Raw genomic sequence first — 20,377 nt, 5'->3', positions numbered from 1 at the left:
TCGATTCAGCAAAGATTAGAGGTATGATACTGAAAAAGGCTAAAACCATTGGTAACTGCAATGGCTTTACCCTCGATAACTCAGGTTTCAACCATGCATTGTCGATGCAGATGCAACTTGAAGTATGGCGGGCATGAAAGTAATGTTGACCCACTTTAGCCGTTGTTTTAACGAATCCGAATCTCACATTATCAGGGGTGTAAAAATGGAAACTACCAAGCCTTCTTTCCAGGACGTGCTGGAATTTGTTCGTCTGTTCCGTCGTAAAAACAAACTGCAACGTGAAATCCAGGACGTTGAGAAAAAGATCCGTGACAACCAGAAACGCGTTCTGCTGTTGGACAACCTGAGCGACTACATCAAGCCAGGTATGAGCGTGGAAGCGATTCAGGGCATCATTGCCAGCATGAAAAGCGATTATGAAGATCGTGTTGATGACTACATCATCAAAAACGCCGAGATCTCTAAAGAACGCCGCGATATCTCTAAAAAGCTGAAAGCCATGGGCGAAGTGAAAAACGGCGAAGCGAAAGCCGAGTAACGATTTTATGCTTGTCCGGGTCGCTGCCGTGCGGCGACCCTTATTGCAGTTCGACCCCGCCCGTTACCATGCGTAACAAATGCTGTTCTGGCCAGTGAATCGTAAGTTTTTTCTGCGTCAGCATCCATTTAATGTAATCCACATCATGACGATTTCTGTCCAGCATCAGTCCGACTACGCTGCCGCTGTGCGCGACGTTGACGCCGTATAAATCACATTCTTCCACCAGTGCTAATAGTGAATCAAAATCCGGTTTTGGTAACAGCAATTGGCTGGCGATTGCGCTAAGCGTAGCCGCTTCTCCCAACCGGTAAGGATTTTGGCTAATACAGGCTTCCTGTACTTTTTCCCATGCCCGTTGGAGGGCCGCAGCTCCCGCCTGCAAGCCGGAATGACGTGGAATACGGTGATAATCCGCGGTACGCAATGTTTCAGGGCTTTCGAGAACCAGCAGATCGAGTTGAGGCTGAGCTTCACAACCAATTTGCGTGGAAGCGTTGTTATGATCGAAAAGGGTTAGCTTACGAAAAACGGTGCTGTCGGTTGGCTCCAGAGAAACGCAAAGCTGTGCCAGTGTTGGCTCGTCCAGTTGATGACCCAGATAATGCGCTGCGGCGATGGCCGTGGCGGCAATATCCGCAGTGCTGCTGGCCATTCCTTTCGCGATGGGAATGGTTGACTGAACATCTATCCGGATATCCTGACTGAGATGCGCCGGGTACTGCCAGTGCTGTAATAACCTGTCAACCATTGCCCGAGAAAGTGGACGTTCATCTGTCAGCGGTGAGCCTGAAGTGACCTCAACGGTGCTATACCATTCGACCGGGCAGGAGACCAGTTTCTCACTGCCCAGAATCCAGCCCTGGATAAGTTCTCCGCACGATGCGGGACATTGCGCAACAGCCACGTCTTCACCTTTGTGTTCAGCAATCCTCGGCGCATAGTGTCATGGCGATCGCGCTATTACCATGATTTGCCGCAATTTGCGGTGCGGCAATATCAGGCGGGAATGCCCAATGTCACAGTTTCTGATATCGCTAAACGCATAACGTCCTGGGCTATCATCAGCTCTTCATTGGTATTAATCACCGCCACTTTAACCACCGCATTTTCCGTTTGAATAAAGGTGGCGTTACGCTGATTTTTTTCTTCATCAACGGCCAGACCTAAGAAATTCAGGTTGTGGCAAATCGCGGCGCGAGCACGCGCTGAATTTTCACCAATTCCCCCGGTAAACACCAGCGCATCCAGACCGCCCATCTGCATAATATAGCTGCCAATAGTGGCGCGAATCCGCTCGGCAAAAAGCGTCAATGCCAGTGCTGCCTGGTGATTGCCCGTATCTGCGGCATGTTCAACATCCCGGTAGTCGGGTGAAACACCAGAAACTCCGAGTAATCCGGACTCATTGTTGAGCAATTGGTTGAGCTGCTGCGGGGTTTTGCCTTCACGCAGGGCAATCCACGGCAGAATGGATGGATCAATATCGCCACTTCGCGTGCCCATCATTACGCCAGACTGCGGCGTAAAACCCATGGAGGTATTCACCGAGTGTCCGCCTTTGATAGCGCAGATGCTGCTGCCGTTGCCCAGATGACAACAAACAACCCGCAGGGCGCTGAGCGGCACGCCCAGCTTTTCAGCAAGCTGAGCGCTGACATACTTGTGGCTGGTACCATGAAAACCATAACGACGAATACCCAGCTCTGAATAGTAGCGCCAGGGCAGGGGATAGATGAAAGAAGGCTCATCAAGGGTCTGATGAAAAGCCGTGTCAAAAACCGCAACGGCCGGCGTTTTCGGCAGTAGCTGGCGAAATACCGCAATCCCCAACGCATTAACCGGGTTATGAAGCGGTGCCAGTTCCGCAAGGCGTTCGATTTCCGCCAGTGTTTCATCAGTTACCCGCGCGGAATCTTTGAAGGATTCTCCACCGTGTGCGACGCGATGGCCAACGCCGTCGATCTCTTCCAGACTGCTGATAATATTGTGGCTGAGCAGTTTTTCCAGTAGCAGCGTTACTGCTTCACGGTGATCGGCTACGGGCAAAGTCTCCTGCCATTTTTGCGCTGGTGCTTTTAGGGTGACCTGCGCATCAGACATACCGATACGCTCGATCAGTCCCTGGCAAATCATTTCACCCTGCGGCATCGCCAGAAGCTGAAACTTAAGCGAGGAACTACCTGCATTAATGGCCATTATTTTGTGAGACATGAAGGTTCCTTTGCATTCAGAAAAATGAACATCTCATCGACCCCGGTATTCTCCAGCGCGCTGGTGACAAATACTTTTTGCGCGCCAGCCTGAACTAACCAACTCTCCACGAGAGAAATACGCTGCGGGCTGGCTAAATCGGCTTTGGTGACGAGGCCGATAACGGGTCGGTTCATCGGGCCAGTAAAACCTGGAGAAAAAGGTGACCACGGCGCGTCAGCATTGAGAACCAGCGCGATGATGTCTGCTTCACAGGCGCTGGCCAGCAGCGCGCTGTACAGGCAGCGGTTTTCGAGATATTCACCCGGTGTGTCTATCGTTGTGGGAGACCAGACAATGGCCTGGGTCTTCTGATAGTGAAGCGCCTCTCCCCGCATGCACTGCGTGAGTGACGTTTTACCGCACTGGCTGGGGCCAATTAGCATTATGCGTTTCATGAGATTATGTCCGGGTGATGGGACAGGCGGTAAAACGCATCATTTCGCCCAACGTCCGGGTTACCTGTTTCAGCGCGTACTCAACGGCGGAAACATCGCCCGTCAGTACCACAGCGCCGGTAAAACGGTCGAGAAAACCAATCTCTACCGCCCCGGATTTCGTGGCGATATCACAGGCGATGATTGAGGCTTCGCTGGGGGTAATCGTCAGAATACCGATTGCGGAAACCGATTCTGGTAATCCCAGTTTCTTGAACAAATCTTTACCCGGATTAGCGATAAGATGCGCCAGCGTAACCTGCTTGCCAGGAACATATTCCTGAATCATGCGATCCGTGGTGGGTTGTCTTTCCATTATCCCTCCACCATCTGTCGCCACATGCTTTCATGCGGACGAGGGATGACCGAACGGTAAACCAACAGGCCTTTTTCACCCGCACTTTCACTGGCAACTGTGACTGCGTTATTCACATCAGACACATCGCCAGCGACAACCATGTAGCACTTGCCACCGATACCAAATGCCATATGGACGCGTACCAGCGTGACATTGGAGGCTTTAACCGCACGGTCGGCGGCGCAGATGCAGGCCGCAACGCTCCATGTTTCAACAATGCCCACGGCCTGACGCTTATCCACGCTGTTAAGTCCACTGATCGCAGGAAGTACGCTGGCGTGAATGTTGGGTAGTACCAGACTATCAACGAGCATATCGCCAGCAAGAGAAGTTCCGGTGGCGATCGCCTGTTGTACTGCGCCTACGTCACCACCGAGCATGAGCAGAAATTTACCCGGGCAGATGGTCTTGCTGACAAGTAAATTCACATTCGCGCTTTTTAACATGGCATCGCCCGCTTCCATTCCTTTGGCAATGCTGGTGAGTTCTAAAATCCCTATAGCCTGAGACATGATTAACCTCTTATTACCGTGATGGATTGCTCAGTAATTTCGCTGACAATACCGTCAATACTGGCGTGGACAGGTGCGCCTAATGCACCGGACGGCACATCGGCAACGCATTGACCGCGAACAACGTGTTCGCCCTGCAGTACACATGGGATGGCGCTGGCACCAATATGCTGGCGTAGCAACAGCGTCGTTTTATCCGTGGGATAATCAGTCTCAGTCAGTGGCGCATCGTGATACCAGTCGCTAAGGCCCAGTTTGGTAATAAGGCGCTTCACCGGAATAAGCCGATACTTCGCCATTTCATCCTCAGGATTTAACGGCCCTTCATAACGATGGTTGAGCGCCCGTAGCTCGCGTTTAAGCATGCGGTTAATTCGCATCGGTGAAATCCCAACCGGACAGGCTACGCTTTCACATACATTGCATTCTGAACAGGTCAGGGCTGTGAGCAGTAACTGCGGTGTGGCCGCCTGCTGATAATTAACCGCGCGAACCAGCAGGTGCGGCGATAATTCATGGCCGATCAAATGCCTTGGGCACAAATCCGTACACAAACGACACTGCTCGCAAACGGTTTTTGCGACGGAAAGCACGGTGCGTTCATCCTGCATCCGCCGCTGAATCAACGCATGAGACTTTGGTAAAACCAACAGTCCCCCGGTGGTCTTGCTGACTGGGGTATCCAGTGAGGTAATCAGGCCGCCCATCATCGGACCACCGTTAATAAAACCGGGATCGTCAACGGTAGCACCACCGGCCAGTGCCAGAACCTCACGTAAAGACATTCCGATAGGGACGGTAAGAGTGATTGGTCTGGCGACCGCGCCGTTAACGGTCAGGGTACGGCGCGTAACCGGATATTGCTGCTCAACGGCTCTGGCGATGTTGAGTACAGTCTGGACGTTATTGACCACCACGCCGACGCTGACCGGCAGCGCGGCAGGCGGAACTCTCCGGCCCGTTGCCATCCAGATGGTCAAAACCTCGTCACCAGCCGGGTAGACATCAGGCAAAATATGTAAGCGGATCCCGGCAGGCAGAAGGGGCGTTAACGCATTGATAGCCTTTTGATATTTCTCTTTGAGCGCAATAATACCGGCCCTGGCCCGGGTAGCCGTCATGGCATATTGAACGCCACGGATAAGTCGCTCAGCCTGAACGGCCATCAATTGCTGGTCAACTTTCAGCATCGGTTCACATTCTGCCGCATTGACCAGAAACGTATCGACCTGCGCCTGTAATTTTACGTGAGCAGGAAAGCCTGCGCCTCCGGCCCCGACAACACCCGCTGCGCGAACGCGTTCGCGAATTGTCTGCGCATCATAAAGCGTGGACTCTGCCGTCATGGCTGTCTTCATAATAATTCCTCAAGCAGTTCCTGCATGGCGCTGGCGTCGGCAACACGAGGATTGGTTTGCAGCGTGACATCAGCCAGCGCGGCCTGAACCATCGACGGTATACGTTGTGACCAGGCTTGCTTTCCGTCTTTAAGCGCGTCAGCAAAAGAAGGTAACGCACACTGTTTTTTGAGTAGCTCTATATGACGAATTAGCGCATTCAGTGCCGCCGTATCGTTCGCGTTATCCGGGCATAGGTGGCAGGCTTTAGCGAAACGGGCATAGCGCTTCGCAGCCCGCGGATCGCGGGCATTAAAATGAATGACATGGGTCAGCAGCAGCGCATTGGCAAGTCCGTGGGGCAGATGAAACTGGCCGCCCAACTGATGGGCAATCGCATGATTGATACCCAGACCAGCCTGACTGAATGCCATTCCCGCGAGCGTTGACGCGTTGTGCATTTTTCCTCTGGTTGCCAGGCAGTCGCCTTTGCTGACGGCGACAGGCAGGTACTGGAAGACAATTTGTGCCGCTTTTTCAGCCAGCGCATCGGTGAAGTCGCTGGCTTTCGTGGACACGTAAGCCTCCAGCGCATGCGTTAATACGTCCATGCCGGTATTCGCTGTTATGGCTGGTGGAACGCTGACGACCAGCGTCGGATCAAGGATGGCCATGTCCGGATAAAGCGCCTTATTAAATAATGGATACTTAATGCCTTTATCCGGATCGCTAATCACGCAGGCGCTGGTCACCTCCGATCCCGTGCCGCTGGTGGTGGGAATTGCAACGCAGGTTTCAATCTCAATACCGAACTGTCGGCTGAACCAGACGATGGCTTTTGCGGCGTCCAGTGCAGAGCCACCGCCAAAACCAATTACGACGTCCGGTCGTAGGGACTGCATTTGCGCAATCCCTTGTACTACCGTGTTAATGGTGGGATCGGGGGTGATATCGCTGAAAATGCTGATGCGGTTATCCGCTGGCAGCGCGTCGCGCAGCTTTTCAATCAGGGGAGAACGCGCGAGAAAACCATCGCAGATAATCCAGATATGCTTATTCGTGAAGCGCTTAAGCACATCCAGGCTTCCCTGGCCGCTGTACAATCGAGTTTGCAGTGAAAAGCTTTTCATAACGGCCCCATTAGCGAATAGAAAAACCGTTTGTCAGCACGCAACGACGAGAGCGTGCGAAAGTGCGCGCAGATGTCGTTCCTTCGCCGGTCGGCGTTGCGATGGTGAAGGTGGTAAAGCCTTCACCACCAACGCCAATCCCAGCATAAGAGGGGCCATTTTTCACAAAAATGGAGGTCTGAAGCGTGCGCGCGGCAAGGTTCAGACGTGACACATTTTGCGAATGCATAATGGCGGTGTGATGCAATCCCTCTTCAACCTTCAGGGCCAACGTTAACGCGCTGTCAAAATCGCTCACCGTTACGATGGGGAGCATTGGCATCAGTTGCTCGCTGGTAACCCATGGGTCGTCAGCCTTGACGATACCTATCAGTAATCGAGGTGCTTTTGCCGGAACCGGTATTCCCGCGGCTTCCAGTAAGGTTGCCGGGCTTTTCCCTACCAGTTGTTTATTGGCTATTCCTTCTGGTAGACAAACTGCGCGCAGTTTGTCTACCTCTTCGCTATTGAGTCGCATCGCGCCAAAAGACTGCATTTGTTGAACCAGTCGTTCGGCAACGGCATCAACAACAATGAGGCTCTTCTCAGCAATGCAGGGGAGGTTGTAATCAAAGGATGCGCCATTGATGATATCTTCCGCCGCCTTAACCAGGTCGGCTGTTTCATCAACAATGCAGGGAGGATTGCCTGCGCCTGCGCCAATGACTTTTTTCCCGCTTTTCATGCCCATAGCAACAATGCCTGGACCACCGGTAATCGCCAGAACTGCGATTTTAGGGTGCGCCATCATCTGCTGGGTAGCCTCAAAAGTGGGTTCTGTGACCGTGACGACAAGATTCCGAATCCCGCAGCAGCGAAAAGCAATATCTTCAATCATGGTAATCAGCTTCAGTGAGACCGCTTTTGCACCTGGATGTGGGCTAAAATAAACGCTATTTCCCGCAGCCAGCATACTGATGCTGTTGTTAATAATGGTTTCCGTCGGGTTGGTGCTGGGGGCGACGGAACCAATCACGCCAAAGGGTGAATACTCGAATAACACCATGCCGCCGTCACCGGTAAGCGCCGTAGTGGTGAGATCTTCGATACCCGGGGTATTATCCAACGCAGCTTTATTTTTAAGGAACTTATCCTCTTTGTTGCCCATTCCCGTTTCGGCAGCGCTTTCAGCAGCCAATGAAGCAAGGTGAGGCGTCAGCTCTTCTCGCAGGGCGTTAATGATGGCGCTGCGGGTTTTCAATGGACATTGCTGATAACGCAGAAAAGCCTGATGAGCGGCATCGATCGCTTCGCTAACGGACGGAAAAATTCCATTACCCTTAACTTCTGCTTTTGCCGGGGCAAGTTGCTCACTCAAAATGTTACGAATAAGGGTTTCAAGTTCTGAAGTGTTCATTGATGTGTTCTCACGTTAATTGCCGCAATGGCCGTTTCTGCAATGTCCATATCCTGCTCAACGCTTCCCCCGCTGATGCCAAGACCCCCAAGGAGTAACCCCTCACGCCATAATGCGTACCCGCCACCGAAGGTGACGACTTTTCCCTGCATATGGCTTTCCAGACCGTAAAGCGCGGCGCCTGGCTGCACTGCCGATGTCAGCTCATGCGTGGCGGTTTTCATTGCCACGGCGGTCCAGGCTTTTTTCGGTGCCAGTTCGCTACTGACGAGTAATGCGTCAGGCATGCGCCAGGTCACCGTTTGGGTCCCATTCGCATCAACAATGCTGATGACGACCGGAACCTGAAGTTCTTCTGCTCTCGTTACCGCAGCGCGAGTGAGTTGGTGGAGTTCCTGAAAAGACAGAGACATAGCCGGCTCCCTGGTGGCTGATGTACGGATGGCTGCGAGATAACGCTCCGCCACTTTCTGAATAATGTTGTTTTGATGGGCGTCATGATCTTCTGCTCGTGCAAGCGCATATAAGCAGTCGGAGAGGCGATTGATATAACGCATCAGCACGTGTCTGACGGAAATCTCGGTGGAGAGTTCGACCAGTCGCCTCTCTGCGCGGCGGGCCAGCGTGCGGGCAAAGTGCAGACGGCTGGCGGCTTCGCTGCGGCCAGGTAAAATAAAGCTGCGTAGGGGGGGCACTCTCCGCATCGCGGTATCGATGGCGGCTTCCAGCGCGGCAATTTCTTCTGAGCTGATGTAGCGCTGCTCTGGCGCTGGCTGTTCGCTTTCGCTTGCCAGCTCGGCGCTGAACCAAAAAAGCTGCAGTTGAATGTTTTCGAGTAACTGGCGGTGCTGCGGGTTTTTCGCTGCGCAAACACACAGGCTAAGCGCCGCATTAAGTTCGTCCAGCGTACCGTAAGCCTCGACGCGCGGGTGCGTTTTGCTCACGCGTTGCCCGGTAAAGAGGGCCGTTGTGCCGGCATCGCCAGTGCGGGTATAAATCGCCATAGTTCCTCCTAACGAGAAAGCGTGTCGACAATGCCGACGATAGCCAGATCGATGGCCTCATTAGGGCCGGAAAAAACGTGTCTGGCGCTGGAGCCACTGCTGAGTAATACCAGTTCTCCAGTTCCAGCGCCGACAGAATCAACCGCGACTTCATCTCCACTCACAGGGGACGCGGGAAGTTCTCCGTCCGCACTCACCCGACGTACCAGCAACAGTTTCTTCCCCACCAGTGATGGGGATTTTTGCGTGGAAACCACAACGCCTGTAACCCGTGCCAGATGCATAGCTCACTCCTGCTTAATTAATTGGACATTTCGCGTACCGACGGCGTCCTGAGCCAGAGCCGTCACGACACATCGACGACGTAGCACCAGAACGCCCCCCTTCAGTTGGGCGACGTCGGCATAGCTGAGAAGTTTGTCAGGATGCAAAACGATGATTCGCCCCAGCTCGTCACTGAACTCCAGAGGCAGACGCGCGAGTTTTCTAACGGGGATTGCGGGTAACAATCGGTGTTGTAGTGAAATTTTCACGCGGACTCCGCATGCCAGCGCTTCGTGGATCGTTACCACCGACATGTTGTCCGCGCAGCCCTCGGCAATTTGCTCCAGCAATGGCAGGTCCGCCTGCAGGAGGTGGAGCGACGAGTACTGGCAGCACAATGTCCGTGGTTCGATTTCTCGTAACTGCGCGACGCTAAGCGAGAGCGTGCTTTCCGCGCGTTTTTTTAATCGGGAAACAACCTCCTCGATAATGCGTTGCAGCAGTTCGTTGTTCATCGTGGGCTCACCAGTGTGGCAAATGCCTGCGGATTATCTGCGCCCGCAGCATTGGCTTCGTCGGTATCGATATGCATCTCAAGGCGCATATCCGGCGAAACGCGTACGGCGACGTTATCGAAAATCAGTCGACGTTCATCGCCATTAATGGCAACAGAGACTTTATCGCCATGGGAAACGCGCAGGATTAGGGCATCGAGCGGCGACATATGGATATGGCGTTGGGCGACGATTACCCCGGATGCTAAGTCCAGTTCAGCAAATGGACTGATAAGGCGAACGCCTGGCGTGCCCTCGATACTGCCTGACATCCGGAGTGGAGCAGCAATTCCCAACGTACGAGCGTCGGTACGAGAAATTTCGACCTGACTGGTGTTACGCAGTGGGCCGAGTAAGCGCACATTTTTTAACTGACCTTTTGGTCCCACCAGCGTGACGGTCTGGTCTGCTGCATATTGTCCGGGCTGCAGCAGCTCTTTTTTCTCACTAATAGGGTGATTGGGAAACAAGCGGTCGTAATCTTCAGCGCATAGATGAATATGACGATTAGAGATCCCTAGCGGAATAGGGCGCTCACGCATTTCATCCAGAACTTTGGTGACCGTTGTCTCCAGTTGCTGTTTATCCATCACGCTTCACCTCGTTTGCCTGAGTGCAGACAAAGAGAGCGCGGCTCGCCCTTTTGACGGGGGCAGGCAGGGTCAAGACACAGATTGCAGCTAATCAACTCTGCATCTTGTGGCGCTTCGGGCGCTGCATGGTCCTCAGGGATCTCTTCATGTGGTACGACCGGTGTCGGAGCGGGCGCTGGCTCAGACTCAGACTCAGACTCCGGGGTGATGCTATGTGACAGAATGCCATCCCCTGGTCTGGATATGACTTTGTGAGCCACCAGTCCATCTCGCTGGTCAGCGAAACTGACACCGGTGGAAATGGCCGCCTGGACGGAGGCCACATCCCCGATTATCTTGATCACCATCCAGCCTGAACCGTTGGTTTTTTCGAGGCCCACCAGCGTGATGGAGGCGGCTTTCGCCATGACGTCCGCGCAACTGATGGCTAATGCCAGACCACTAACTTCAAGTAATCCCAGTGATTGCTTCACGCTGTGCTCCTTGGTTGCAACGACTTATGCGGATTTAGGTAAAATGGCTTCAACGTCGCTGTGCGGACGCGGGATAACGTGGCAGGATTTCACCTCGCCAACGGCGCTTGCTGCAGCGCTTCCTGCATCTACGGCAGCTTTCACTGCGCCGACATCGCCGCGAACCATAACGGTGATAAGGCCTGAGCCGATTTTTTCGTAACCAACCAACTGCACGTTTGCGGATTTCACCATGGCATCAGCGGCTTCAATAGCGCCGACAAGCCCTTTTGTTTCAACCAGTCCCAGTGCGTTATTCATACTGCTTTTCTCCTGTGGGTTATGAGTGGCATTCCCGAAACGGAATGCCTTTAACCAGCCGCGCAGCGTTATTACCAATGCTGCGTCGGGCATGGTTATCTTGTTGATACGTCAGCGTAAATAGTGGCGCTGATGTGGGTAAGTTTTTATAGTGCACGACCAGTTTTTCGCGACTGCAGCCAATGCCAACCAGCAGTGGCGATTGGCAAGCCGCCAGCCATGCGTTGTGGATAACGTCAGTTGACGGGCTCTCCTGAATCACAAAGGGGATCCCTTCTTCTTCAATACCCAGCAGCACATCACTCCAGACGTCAGTGCATCCAGCAGTGGCGAAGATAACGATGGCTGGCGTGGTGAGATTACTTTCCATGAGCGAATGCCTTGTACCAGGAGAGAATCAGCCCTGTCGCGACCGCGTTGCGCGGACCTTCGGTGCCTCGAATGTTGCCGCGCCCTGCAACCAGGCGATAGTGTGCCAGCGCATCGGTGACCAGTTGCGGAACTTCAAAGTCCAGGGATGAGCCGCCAACCAGCACCACAAAGGGAATATCCCGAATGTTCCCGGTCGGACTCACCTGACGTAGCGCTCTGAGTGCGTTGGTGACGAAAACGCGTTCCTTAGCGCTGCGGCGAATGGCCCGGACTTTCTCCAGCGCCAGTTCGCCTGGCAGTGGCACCAGTTCATCGGGTTTTACTACGCATACGCGGGCAAAAACCGTTGGTGGGAGAGGTGTAGGGAAGAACTGGACGCTGCCATCTTCGTGGCGAAGATGGAACAAGCTCTCGACTTTCGCCAGCGGGTACTTTTTGATCTCTTCAGCGAGATAACGGTCTTCCAGCCCCAGTTCACGGGCAATAATCATCGTGACCATATCGCCCGCACCCGCCAGGTGCGTGGCAATAATTTCGCCTTTCGGGTTGATGATGGAGGCATCGGTCGATCCTGCACCGAGGTCCAGAATAGCCAGTGGCCGCGTCGTGCCGGGGGTGGTTAAGGCCCCCAGAATGGCAGCTTCGGCTTCGGCGCCGCCAACCTGGACGTCAATGTTGAGCTTTTGCGTGATTTCCTGAGCAATCATCGCCATTTGCAGGCGGTCTGATTTCACCATGGAAGCAATGCCGACAGCTTGTTCCAGCGAGAACTCACCGGCTAGCCCGCCGGTCACGCTGACGGGAACCGAGGTATCGACTGCCAGCAGGTCCTGAATAAAAATTTCGTGGCTGGGTTTGTTAGTTAATTCAGCCATTGTCTGGCGCACATGCTCCAGCATGCCGCCAATATTGGTGCCAGCCTCTCCGGTGACGTTATCCAGTTTCGGGCATTCACCAACCGCTTTCATAATCGCTTCAGCGCCCGCTGCAACGTCGACCCGTACGGTACGACCCTGTGACTGTAGCTCCAGATTTCCGGCAGGAATGGCTCGTGCTTTCACATCACCTGACGGTGTTTTCACAACCACGGCAGAACGGTTGCCGATCAGCGCCCGCGCCATCGGGACAATGTTTTTAGTCTCGTCGGCGTTGAGGCCAAAAACGGTCGCAATCCCGTAAGGGTTAGAAAGCGTTTCAATGACTTTTCCTGGAATTGCGACCTCAATGGCAGCCAGCATACCTAACGGGATGCGGTCGATATGAAGGACTTCATCGACGATAGGCAAGGGATGAGTCAGACGATTACTGACCAATACGCCATCGTCCTGCTGCAAAATAACGCCAGTTAACTTGTATCCGGCGCGGACGGAGGCATTAATCATCGTGGCGACATCGGCGAAATCAAAGGCCGATGAAACCACCAGAATATAGGGCGTATCCGCCGGACGGCTGAGCAGGTCTTCCGGCGTAATAGTGACGCCAACGCCTAATCCGACGCCGCCCGGCGTTTTAGGGTTATGGCCGATCATGGTGGATTCAGTGATGATGGTTTCGGTTATCGTTTCCATCGCGACGTCACCAATGACCGGGGTGGCTTCGTTGATACGGATGAGCGAAATATCGCTGACATTGATACCGGCATTTTTTGCTGCCAGCGAAAGTGCCTCCTGAATACCAAACACATTACGTAATGTGCCTTTAATTCCGGTGGTTTCTGCCAGCGCGCTGCCGGTGATGCTCAGTGCGCCAGACTCATCGAGGGTAGCCAGAGCGACTTCCGTTGATGAGTTGCCTATGTCAATGCCAGCTATATATCGCATGATCCTGTCCCTGAGTTAGTCGTCGCCTTTGAGTTTTTTACGCTCAACGTACAGCGCTGCCGCTTCACGAACGAAAGCTGCACAGATCTTTGCCTGATAACGATTTTCGAGATCGTCAGCGATAGCCATCAGCTCGTCTTTCGTTGAGCGGTATGGGCGCAGCGCGTTGTAGATCTCAAGAATGCGATCGTCAGGTACAGCGGTTAGCTCAGCTGCACGCTCGAAGTTCATCGCCAGTCTGTCACGTCCGGCATCTTTGGCGATTTCCGCCTGAAGGCGCAGCGTTTCAGGGGTGATGCGCATGTCCTGCGCCGTCACTTTGTTGCTCAGAACATTTTCGAGCGTGAAGTCATCCAGAGTTTTGTTGGTTGCGGTTTTTACCCACTCAGGATGTTTATTCGCGAGAGGGTAATCCGTGACTTTCGCGGTATGTGCTGATGAACTCGCCGCGACCGGCGTCGCGGGCTCGCCTTGCAGGCTGTTCATCCGGCTCAGCACATCCCGAACCATCGATTCAATTGCGTCGGTATTCATGGAGTTATCCTTTATCAAAGCGCCACGCGCAGTTCCTGCGGGTTTTTGCCCGTCACGACGTATTTGGTCTCTTTAATGTGCAGAATGGCCGATTTCGCCTGGTACTTAGGACGAGCCATCTGGTCATTCAGAGTAGGGACCGGTTGCGGAGATTCACGCTTGGCATAACGCGCGGCGTTTTTACCGATCTGACGATAGGTTTCCAGCGTCAGAAGTGGTGCCTGAGGGAACAGCTCCAGGTTAGAAAGCGGCGGTAACCCCTGCTGGTGGATAACCGTGGTGCCTTTTGACTGGATGCCGATAGAGATCCCGGAACCGCTCAGACGGTTACCTTCCACGGCGACAAATGCCACATCGGAGGATTTAAAGCAGCGGATAACGCGCGCTTTAATGCCTTCTTCTTCAATACCCGCAATCACTTCGCGCAAGATGTTCTTATGCGGGATCCCTACGATATTGACGGTTTGCGACAGTCCAAACGCGGGACCTACGGCAATAATCACTTCGTCCTGCTGCTGGCCTTGTTTGGCTTCGCCAATCTCGGTCAGAAAGCTGTCGCCCTGCGCCGCTGCAGCCTGTGGAGCGCTAGCCGCTGTCGATGTACGGAATGAGACGGGTTTGTCGCTGGTTTGCATTTCAGACAGTACGTCTTCAATTATCTGGCGCAGCAGCTTTTCATTGATTTCCATTTTTCACCCCTTAGCCAAGTTCGTTGGGATCAAGTGCGCCAGGGATGTTTTTGATCTCTTCCCAGCGTTCGCCTTGTAGGCGATAACCTGTTGCCGGACCGGCATAGTCATTGACGTCATTTACTGCGGATAGCACCTGTCCGTCGCCAACGATAATGGCGGAGGTATGCAGATAATCCCCGGTTAACTTGGCTTTCTGGATGTTGAGCATGTCCTGAGCGACATCGGTAAACCCGCCCTGAGCAAGGGCTTTCACCACTTCCAGACCGTTACGGTTTTTATTGATGATCTCTTGCGCAAACTTGATATCTTCAACGATGTTTCGCTCCGGCATATCTTTCGAACCGTGGGCGTAAGTCGCCGCTTCCACTTCTTCATCAGTGATTGGCGGTAATCCCATCCCGGCAAAGACGGCCTGCAGTGCACGTGCCGCTTTATTACGAATGGCGATAACGTCTTCTTCACGAACCGGACGCAGACCCCCATCTACCTTGAGGTCTCGCTGGAGAACGTTGTAGTCGTCAAAATCTTCAGCATCCTCGTTCGAACCCGCAAACATGTTGTCGTAGTTCGGTACAGCGGAATAACCGGAAGAGATGAAGTCAGTACCCGGCAGGAACTGCATCAGCAGGCGGGCAGTACGACGCATATCCGAGTGGGTAAAGGTTTGGTCGTTGCTGGAGGCACACTCCAGATCCAGGGAGGAACAGATCAGGTTTTCAGCTAACACCGCACGAATGCCTGACGGCACAGCGGAAGGCACGCCGATGCAGCTTACTGAGCCATTTTGTAAACCCTGTACGCCAGCGGCTTTGGTGATGTAAATACAGCGGGCTTCAAGGTAAAGCATCGATTTACCTTCGGCGTAACCCATCTGAACTTCTGAGCCAGAACCGGAGGTAAAGCGCATTTTCAGACCGCGTGAGGCGTAGGAAGAGGCGAGGAAACCTTTCGACCATGGCGTGTCATCGCCGTCGGTAAAGACGGGTTCAGTACCATAGACGGAGATAGTTTCCGCGTAACAGGTGTGGCCTAACATACCGAGTTTAAGTTCGGTCGCTTCTTCCAGCGAGCACTGGGTTAATACGCCAGGGCGCCCAACCTGTGAGCCGACTAACAGCGCAATGGCGTTAAAGGGTGCATAACGCGCAACGGCAACCGTCGTTTCCTGTTCGTCAAATCCGCGCCAGGCGCCTTCAGCCGCATCAGCGGCAATCTGCACTGGATTATCTTTAACGTTAGTGACGTGCGCCTGCTGAGACGGTGTACGACGAGCACGCATTTTCTGCATGGCCATCATCATCTCAACGACGTTCATATGGGACACCACTTCGACAATTTTTGCCGGGGTCATTGCGGTGGTCAGCGGCACAATGTCTTTGCGCTTCACGTTAGGATCGCAAAGCATATTGGCAAGTTTGACTGAGTCCATCGCCATGACTTCTTCAGCGCGCGCCAGGTTAATGCCATAGCGGGCAATGAAATGGTCAATTAAGTCAAATTCACTGGCGGATTTGCCGTCCAGTTCTGTGACTGTACCGTTGACGATTTTAATCGACGGTTTAGGGTCGTTCGGGCTTTCCATCGCAATGAAGCCTTCTTCGATCCACTCCTTAACGAAGCCATCCTGATTCACAGGGCGCTTCGCCAGTGCTTCAAATCTTTTCGATCTCATGAATCAGCCTCACTGATATCAGATGTAGGACGGACGATCGTTTTTCGGTTCTGAGCCGAGGGTCCCGAGTACGGTTTTACCGATTTCGCGGGCGGAGATAACGGCCTGACGCACAGCGCCGGAATCGCCTGAAATGACCAGAATGGCTTCGTTACTGAAGCTGGTGCCATGGGCAGGGGAGCTGTAGGCCACAACTTCCACGTTGGCGGATTTCAGCGCAGTATCAGCCATCAGGACACCAACGGATGCCGGGGCGCCGACGATCACGCCACAGGCACGGCCAATCGGTGCACCAAAGGCTTTTTCCAGCGCGTAGCTGGCGCGTGCGGTGTATTGCATCTCGATGTGACCGGCTTCGTTGGCATACACATCGCCAAAGGTGCGATCCAGTTCTTTCAGCGCAACCTCAATTCCGCGTTTCACGTCGGAAACATCGTTGCCGCCGAGAATAATCAGCGAACCGTGACCCGCGCCGCCTTTGGTATCACGTGGCAACTCAATACTGACGACTTCAGTATTGGTGGCTTTTACCGCTTCATCTGCGGCCATGATGTGCGGGCCTGCACCAGTACGCGCGCCAAGGATGCCAATGGAGCGATACCGTTTTTCAAGTTTCATTGCGTCCAGTAGGGCGCTGTCCACGTTGGCGATTACCAGACCGACGGTGTCGCCAATCGCAGTACCGACAAACTCCGTTAAACTGCAGCTTTTCTCTGCCATAGCCGTTTCTCGTGTTGGAGGATTATTTTCAGGGATAGCCTGCTGTTCCGGCGTTGCCACGCGAGCAATCACCTGCGCCATGATCTGATCAACCAGCTCATTGCTGCTCATTAGCTAATTCCCTTCGGTAAGATTTTTTCTACATCGGTGTGAGGGCGTGGGATGACGTGTACGGCTTTCACTTCTCCCACATTACGTGCTGCGGCGGCACCTGCATCTGTTGCTGCTTTGACTGCGCCAACATCGCCGCGGACAATGACTGTTACCAGCCCCGAACCAATTTTTTCGTAGCCGACCAGCATTACATTGGCTGACTTCACCATTGCATCTGCGGCCTCTATGGCTGCAGTCAAGCCTTTGGTTTCTACCATTCCTAACGCTTCTTGTTGCATAAAGACCTCGCCTGGGTTGTCCCGATGTTCATGACTATAAAAAGAAGCGAGGAAAAAGAATGGCTGACTTGAAATTGAGAGTGAAAAAATAATAGAGGTAAGGTGATATAAAATTGCTATTAATTATTTTAACTTGTTGTTTTTAATGGGTATATTAAATTTTATTGATGTGATTATTTAGTTATGTCAGTTCCACATTTACACTTTTTCTGGTGACATTATAAATATCATTTGCTATGCGAAAAAAATGAAATTGTGATGGTGGTTTGAAAACGGATTTCTGCTAATAGCAATATTTTATTGTTTTGAAAATGTCCGTGTAATACGCGTAATCCCGATTGTCTCTAATGTTTTAATAAAGTGCGTAGCAAGAATTTGCTATTGCACCACGATTTTAAAGGGCAAGCTATCCGCAGAATGCCAACAATTTGCTGATACGGCCTTTTATAGTAAGCCTCGAAGTATTCTACTTGCCAGTAAGGAGTCCGCTGGTAAAGACACGAACTCTGCTTAGAAGGTGTCACAATGAACGATTCACTAAAAGCGCAATGCATTGCTGAGTTTTTGGGTACCGGGCTGTTTTTGTTTTTTGGTATTGGCTGCCTGAGCGCTCTGAAAGTCGCAGGTGCCAGCCTGGGATTGTGGGAGATCTGCATCATTTGGGGTCTGGGGATCTCGCTTGCAGTCTACCTGACGGCCGGGATTTCTGGCGCGCATCTCAACCCTGCTATCACCATCGCACTGTGGCTGTTTGCCTGTTTTCCGGGGCGCAAAGTTTTACCTTACACTGTGGCGCAGGTCGCGGGGGCCTTTGGTGGCGCTTTGCTGGCTTATTTGCTCTACGGCAGTCTGTTTACCGAGTATGAGTCGGCCCACCAGATGGTGCGCGGCAGTCTGGAAAGCCTGCACCTTGCCAGTATTTTTAGTACTTATCCTGCGGCGGCGCTCAGCGTCTGGCAGGCAGCGTTGGTCGAAGTGGTGATTACCTCCATTCTTATGGGGATGATCATGGCGCTGACTGACGACGGTAACGGTGTGCCTAAAGGTCCGTTGGCACCACTGCTGATTGGTATTCTGGTTGCTGTTATCGGCGCATCCACCGGTCCGCTCACCGGATTTGCGATGAATCCGGCGCGTGATTTTGGCCCTAAATTGTTTGCCTGGATGGCCGGGTGGGGAGATGTTGCGATGACCGGTGGGCGTGATATCCCTTATTTCATTGTACCGATTGTGGCCCCTATCATCGGCGCGTGCGCGGGTGCAGCAATTTATCGTTATTTGATTGGCAAAAATTTACCGTGTAATACGTGTAAGCTGGACGAAAATGAGAGCTAGCTTCACAGAAGAAGTTTATTTTTGAAAAGTAAAAACTGTTTTCGTGATCCGGTATCCTGAACTGCCCAAAAAGTCTCCCAAGAATGGGAGACTTTTGTTATGTTCAATTACGACTTTCATCAATGCTCAGGATGGCAGGGTGAAAATGAATGTGAATAATATGTTTTATTTATAACAATAAATTAACTGAGAGGTTTTATCATGATTTCTGCGAGTGCCCTGAACTCAGAACTCATTAATAAAATCGCACAGGATTTTGCGCAGGCCACCAGTCTGGCCGTTGTGGTTGTCAATATTCACGGTGATGAAATTTCTGAGCTTTTTAATTTCACCCCTTTTTGCCAGTTGATGCGTCAGCATCCTCAGCACAGTACCCGTTGTCGTATGAGCGATCGCTGTGGAGGGCTGGAAGCCTCTAAATCCGATCAACCCTGCATCTATCGCTGTCACGCCGGACTTACCGATTTCTCAATTCCGCTGGTCATTGCGGGGCACCTGGTAGGGTTTGTGCTTTGTGGCCAGGTACGCTTAAGTAACGATGTCGGTTTGGTTGATATTCTGAATGTAGATGACCGCTGGCAAGCCGATCCCGAACTGGTCAACGAGTTTCGTAATGTACCGGAAATGGACTATTCGCGAGTCATCGCCTCAGCGGATCTGCTGAAGCTCATCGTAGAAAATTGCCTTAAGAAACAACTTAATTTTGTGGTTATCAAAGATAACCCGCTGCAGTCAGAGCCGGTACGCGCTAACCGCAGCACCAATCCTCATGACAGCAAAATGAAAAAAGCACTGCGCTATATTGATGCGCATTTATCAGACGAATTGCGTCTGGAGGATGTCGCCTCTCATGTTTACCTTAGCCCTTACTATTTCAGCAAATTGTTCAAAAAATATCATGGCATCGGTTTTAACGCATGGGTAAACCAGCAGCGAATGGCCAGTGCAAAAGAGCTGCTTTGCCACAGTGACTGGAGCATAGCCAGCATTGCGCGTAATTTAGGATTTTCGCAAACCAGTTATTTTTGCAAAGTTTTTCGTCAAACGTATCAGGTCACGCCGCAGGCATTTCGCCAACAAATAAATGTCATTTCACGTGGCGAATCCGCTTAAATGGCAATATTTTGCTATTGCCGATTTTTGATATAGGGCGCTATGCCAGTCATTATAAAATGAAAAGTAGCGACAGCAGTCAATAAATTGTCATAGCGCAACAAAATATTAGTATTAGAGGGATAAACTGCACCAGTTTTTATTTTTGTGATGAGATACAGTGTCTCTGTGAATGACTTTCTTTATTCTTTGTTGGCACTTTCATTCAGAATGCGAGCATATGAATAAGTGGGTTTATGCCAGGTAATTGGTTGAATGAACCCGGCAAGATATTAAATTGAATTATTGTCATGAGGTCGTGAATTTACCTCATAACAGAGAGCTTAATTAATCAGGCTCTTGAACTGACAGGTTTGCCACATTTGTGGTAGGGAAGGGGGTGAGAATCCCCCGCAGCCCCCGCTGCTGTGATGCTGACGACCCCGTATTGACCACTGATCGCAAGATTGGGAAGGACGGGTGAGGATGACGCTAAGCCAGAAGACCTGCCTGTCAGTGACTACCAACAACTTCGGTGGGAAGTGGGTGGTTCAGATGCATACAGTCGAGAGACTGGGTATCTTTACACCCCTACC

Annotated in this window: 24 protein-coding genes and 1 riboswitch; of the genes, 3 read left to right on the top strand and 21 right to left on the bottom strand. The window is 52.3% G+C overall.

Annotated elements, in window-relative coordinates:
* Nucleotides 1–205: 205 nt before the first annotated feature.
* Complete coding sequence (locus BZK42_RS05525) at nt 206–541, top strand: DUF496 family protein (RefSeq protein ID WP_003834176.1); 336 nt, start codon at nt 206–208, stop codon at nt 539–541.
* Between the two features lie 40 nt (nt 542–581).
* Here the strand turns inward: BZK42_RS05525 and BZK42_RS05520 are convergent, their stop codons facing one another.
* The 21 genes from BZK42_RS05520 to pduA form a co-directional block, all read right to left on the bottom strand.
* A complete protein-coding gene (locus BZK42_RS05520) occupies nt 582–1,448 on the bottom strand; it encodes a GHMP family kinase ATP-binding protein (RefSeq protein WP_046275680.1) in 867 nt (288 codons plus the stop codon).
* A 92-nt stretch (nt 1,449–1,540) separates the two neighbouring features.
* Nucleotides 1,541–2,755 carry an acetate/propionate family kinase gene (locus BZK42_RS05515; protein ID WP_016156883.1) on the bottom strand — a complete coding sequence of 405 codons (1,215 nt, stop codon included), beginning with the start codon at nt 2,753–2,755 and terminating at the stop codon, nt 1,541–1,543.
* On the bottom strand, nt 2,740–3,192 hold the full coding sequence (gene pduV / locus BZK42_RS05510) for a propanediol utilization protein PduV (RefSeq protein ID WP_049270742.1): 453 nt from the start codon (nt 3,190–3,192) through the stop codon (nt 2,740–2,742). Before pduV ends, BZK42_RS05515 begins: the two co-directional genes overlap by 16 nt.
* 4 nt (nt 3,193–3,196) lie before the next feature.
* Complete coding sequence (gene pduU / locus BZK42_RS05505; RefSeq protein WP_016156881.1) at nt 3,197–3,547, bottom strand: propanediol utilization microcompartment protein PduU; 351 nt, start codon at nt 3,545–3,547, stop codon at nt 3,197–3,199.
* Nucleotides 3,547–4,101, bottom strand: a complete 555-nt coding sequence (gene pduT, locus BZK42_RS05500) for a propanediol utilization microcompartment protein PduT (protein ID WP_003030201.1) — start codon at nt 4,099–4,101, stop codon at nt 3,547–3,549. Before pduT ends, pduU begins: the two co-directional genes overlap by 1 nt.
* A 2-nt stretch (nt 4,102–4,103) precedes the next feature.
* Complete coding sequence (gene pduS / locus BZK42_RS05495; protein ID WP_080858873.1) at nt 4,104–5,459, bottom strand: cobalamin reductase PduS; 1,356 nt, start codon at nt 5,457–5,459, stop codon at nt 4,104–4,106.
* A complete protein-coding gene (locus BZK42_RS05490) occupies nt 5,456–6,568 on the bottom strand; it encodes a 1-propanol dehydrogenase PduQ (protein ID WP_047357933.1) in 1,113 nt (370 codons plus the stop codon). The genes pduS and BZK42_RS05490 overlap by 4 nt, the downstream gene beginning before the upstream one ends.
* 10 nt (nt 6,569–6,578) lie before the next feature.
* Nucleotides 6,579–7,964: a CoA-acylating propionaldehyde dehydrogenase PduP gene (gene pduP / locus BZK42_RS05485; protein WP_047357934.1), complete on the bottom strand. Its 1,386-nt coding sequence runs from the start codon at nt 7,962–7,964 to the stop codon at nt 6,579–6,581.
* Complete coding sequence (gene pduO / locus BZK42_RS05480; RefSeq protein ID WP_053389620.1) at nt 7,961–8,968, bottom strand: two-domain cob(I)yrinic acid a,c-diamide adenosyltransferase PduO; 1,008 nt, start codon at nt 8,966–8,968, stop codon at nt 7,961–7,963. Before pduO ends, pduP begins: the two co-directional genes overlap by 4 nt.
* 8 nt (nt 8,969–8,976) lie before the next feature.
* Complete coding sequence (locus BZK42_RS05475) at nt 8,977–9,252, bottom strand: EutN/CcmL family microcompartment protein (RefSeq protein WP_003030211.1); 276 nt, start codon at nt 9,250–9,252, stop codon at nt 8,977–8,979.
* A gap of 3 nt (nt 9,253–9,255) precedes the next feature.
* Nucleotides 9,256–9,747, bottom strand: a complete 492-nt coding sequence (gene pduM / locus BZK42_RS05470; RefSeq protein WP_049040282.1) for a microcompartment protein PduM — start codon at nt 9,745–9,747, stop codon at nt 9,256–9,258.
* On the bottom strand, nt 9,744–10,376 hold the full coding sequence (locus BZK42_RS05465) for a phosphate propanoyltransferase (protein WP_053389621.1): 633 nt from the start codon (nt 10,374–10,376) through the stop codon (nt 9,744–9,746). The genes pduM and BZK42_RS05465 overlap by 4 nt, the downstream gene beginning before the upstream one ends.
* Entirely contained in the window at nt 10,376–10,852 is a 477-nt protein-coding gene (locus BZK42_RS05460) for a BMC domain-containing protein (protein ID WP_053389622.1), read from the bottom strand. The genes BZK42_RS05465 and BZK42_RS05460 overlap by 1 nt, the downstream gene beginning before the upstream one ends.
* Before the next feature lie 24 nt (nt 10,853–10,876).
* On the bottom strand, nt 10,877–11,152 hold the full coding sequence (pduJ, locus tag BZK42_RS05455; RefSeq protein WP_001057752.1) for a propanediol utilization microcompartment protein PduJ: 276 nt from the start codon (nt 11,150–11,152) through the stop codon (nt 10,877–10,879).
* Nucleotides 11,153–11,171: 19 nt separating this feature from the next.
* A complete protein-coding gene (locus BZK42_RS05450) occupies nt 11,172–11,522 on the bottom strand; it encodes a glycerol dehydratase reactivase beta/small subunit family protein (RefSeq protein WP_016156873.1) in 351 nt (116 codons plus the stop codon).
* Nucleotides 11,512–13,344: a diol dehydratase reactivase subunit alpha gene (locus BZK42_RS05445; RefSeq protein WP_016153530.1), complete on the bottom strand. Its 1,833-nt coding sequence runs from the start codon at nt 13,342–13,344 to the stop codon at nt 11,512–11,514. The genes BZK42_RS05450 and BZK42_RS05445 overlap by 11 nt, the downstream gene beginning before the upstream one ends.
* 15 nt (nt 13,345–13,359) lie before the next feature.
* On the bottom strand, nt 13,360–13,878 hold the full coding sequence (gene pduE / locus BZK42_RS05440; protein WP_049040279.1) for a propanediol dehydratase small subunit PduE: 519 nt from the start codon (nt 13,876–13,878) through the stop codon (nt 13,360–13,362).
* Nucleotides 13,879–13,892: 14 nt separating this feature from the next.
* Complete coding sequence (pduD, locus tag BZK42_RS05435) at nt 13,893–14,567, bottom strand: propanediol dehydratase medium subunit PduD (RefSeq protein ID WP_080858872.1); 675 nt, start codon at nt 14,565–14,567, stop codon at nt 13,893–13,895.
* A gap of 10 nt (nt 14,568–14,577) precedes the next feature.
* The gene (gene pduC / locus BZK42_RS05430; RefSeq protein ID WP_003030249.1) at nt 14,578–16,242 is read right to left on the bottom strand and encodes a propanediol dehydratase large subunit PduC; all 1,665 of its coding nucleotides are present in this window, start codon (nt 16,240–16,242) and stop codon (nt 14,578–14,580) included.
* A gap of 18 nt (nt 16,243–16,260) precedes the next feature.
* Nucleotides 16,261–17,073, bottom strand: a complete 813-nt coding sequence (pduB, locus tag BZK42_RS05425; RefSeq protein ID WP_016153528.1) for a propanediol utilization microcompartment protein PduB — start codon at nt 17,071–17,073, stop codon at nt 16,261–16,263.
* Complete coding sequence (gene pduA / locus BZK42_RS05420) at nt 17,073–17,354, bottom strand: propanediol utilization microcompartment protein PduA (protein WP_003030255.1); 282 nt, start codon at nt 17,352–17,354, stop codon at nt 17,073–17,075. Before pduA ends, pduB begins: the two co-directional genes overlap by 1 nt.
* A 525-nt stretch (nt 17,355–17,879) precedes the next feature.
* Here pduA and pduF point away from each other — a divergent pair.
* The gene (gene pduF, locus BZK42_RS05415; protein ID WP_016153527.1) at nt 17,880–18,689 is read left to right on the top strand and encodes a propanediol diffusion facilitator PduF; all 810 of its coding nucleotides are present in this window, start codon (nt 17,880–17,882) and stop codon (nt 18,687–18,689) included.
* A gap of 201 nt (nt 18,690–18,890) precedes the next feature.
* Nucleotides 18,891–19,802, top strand: coding sequence for a transcriptional regulator PocR (gene pocR / locus BZK42_RS05410; RefSeq protein WP_080858871.1), 912 nt, complete (start codon nt 18,891–18,893; stop codon nt 19,800–19,802).
* A 332-nt stretch (nt 19,803–20,134) separates the two neighbouring features.
* A riboswitch (cobalamin riboswitch) is annotated at nt 20,135–20,309 on the top strand.
* Nucleotides 20,310–20,377 lie beyond the last annotated feature (68 nt).

Origin of the sequence: Citrobacter braakii (assembly GCF_002075345.1) — a bacterium.
Taxonomy (GTDB): Bacteria; Pseudomonadota; Gammaproteobacteria; order Enterobacterales; family Enterobacteriaceae; genus Citrobacter; species Citrobacter braakii.
The sequence above is the reverse complement of the archived record's forward strand: the minus strand, read 5'-3'. Positions and strand labels throughout refer to the sequence as shown.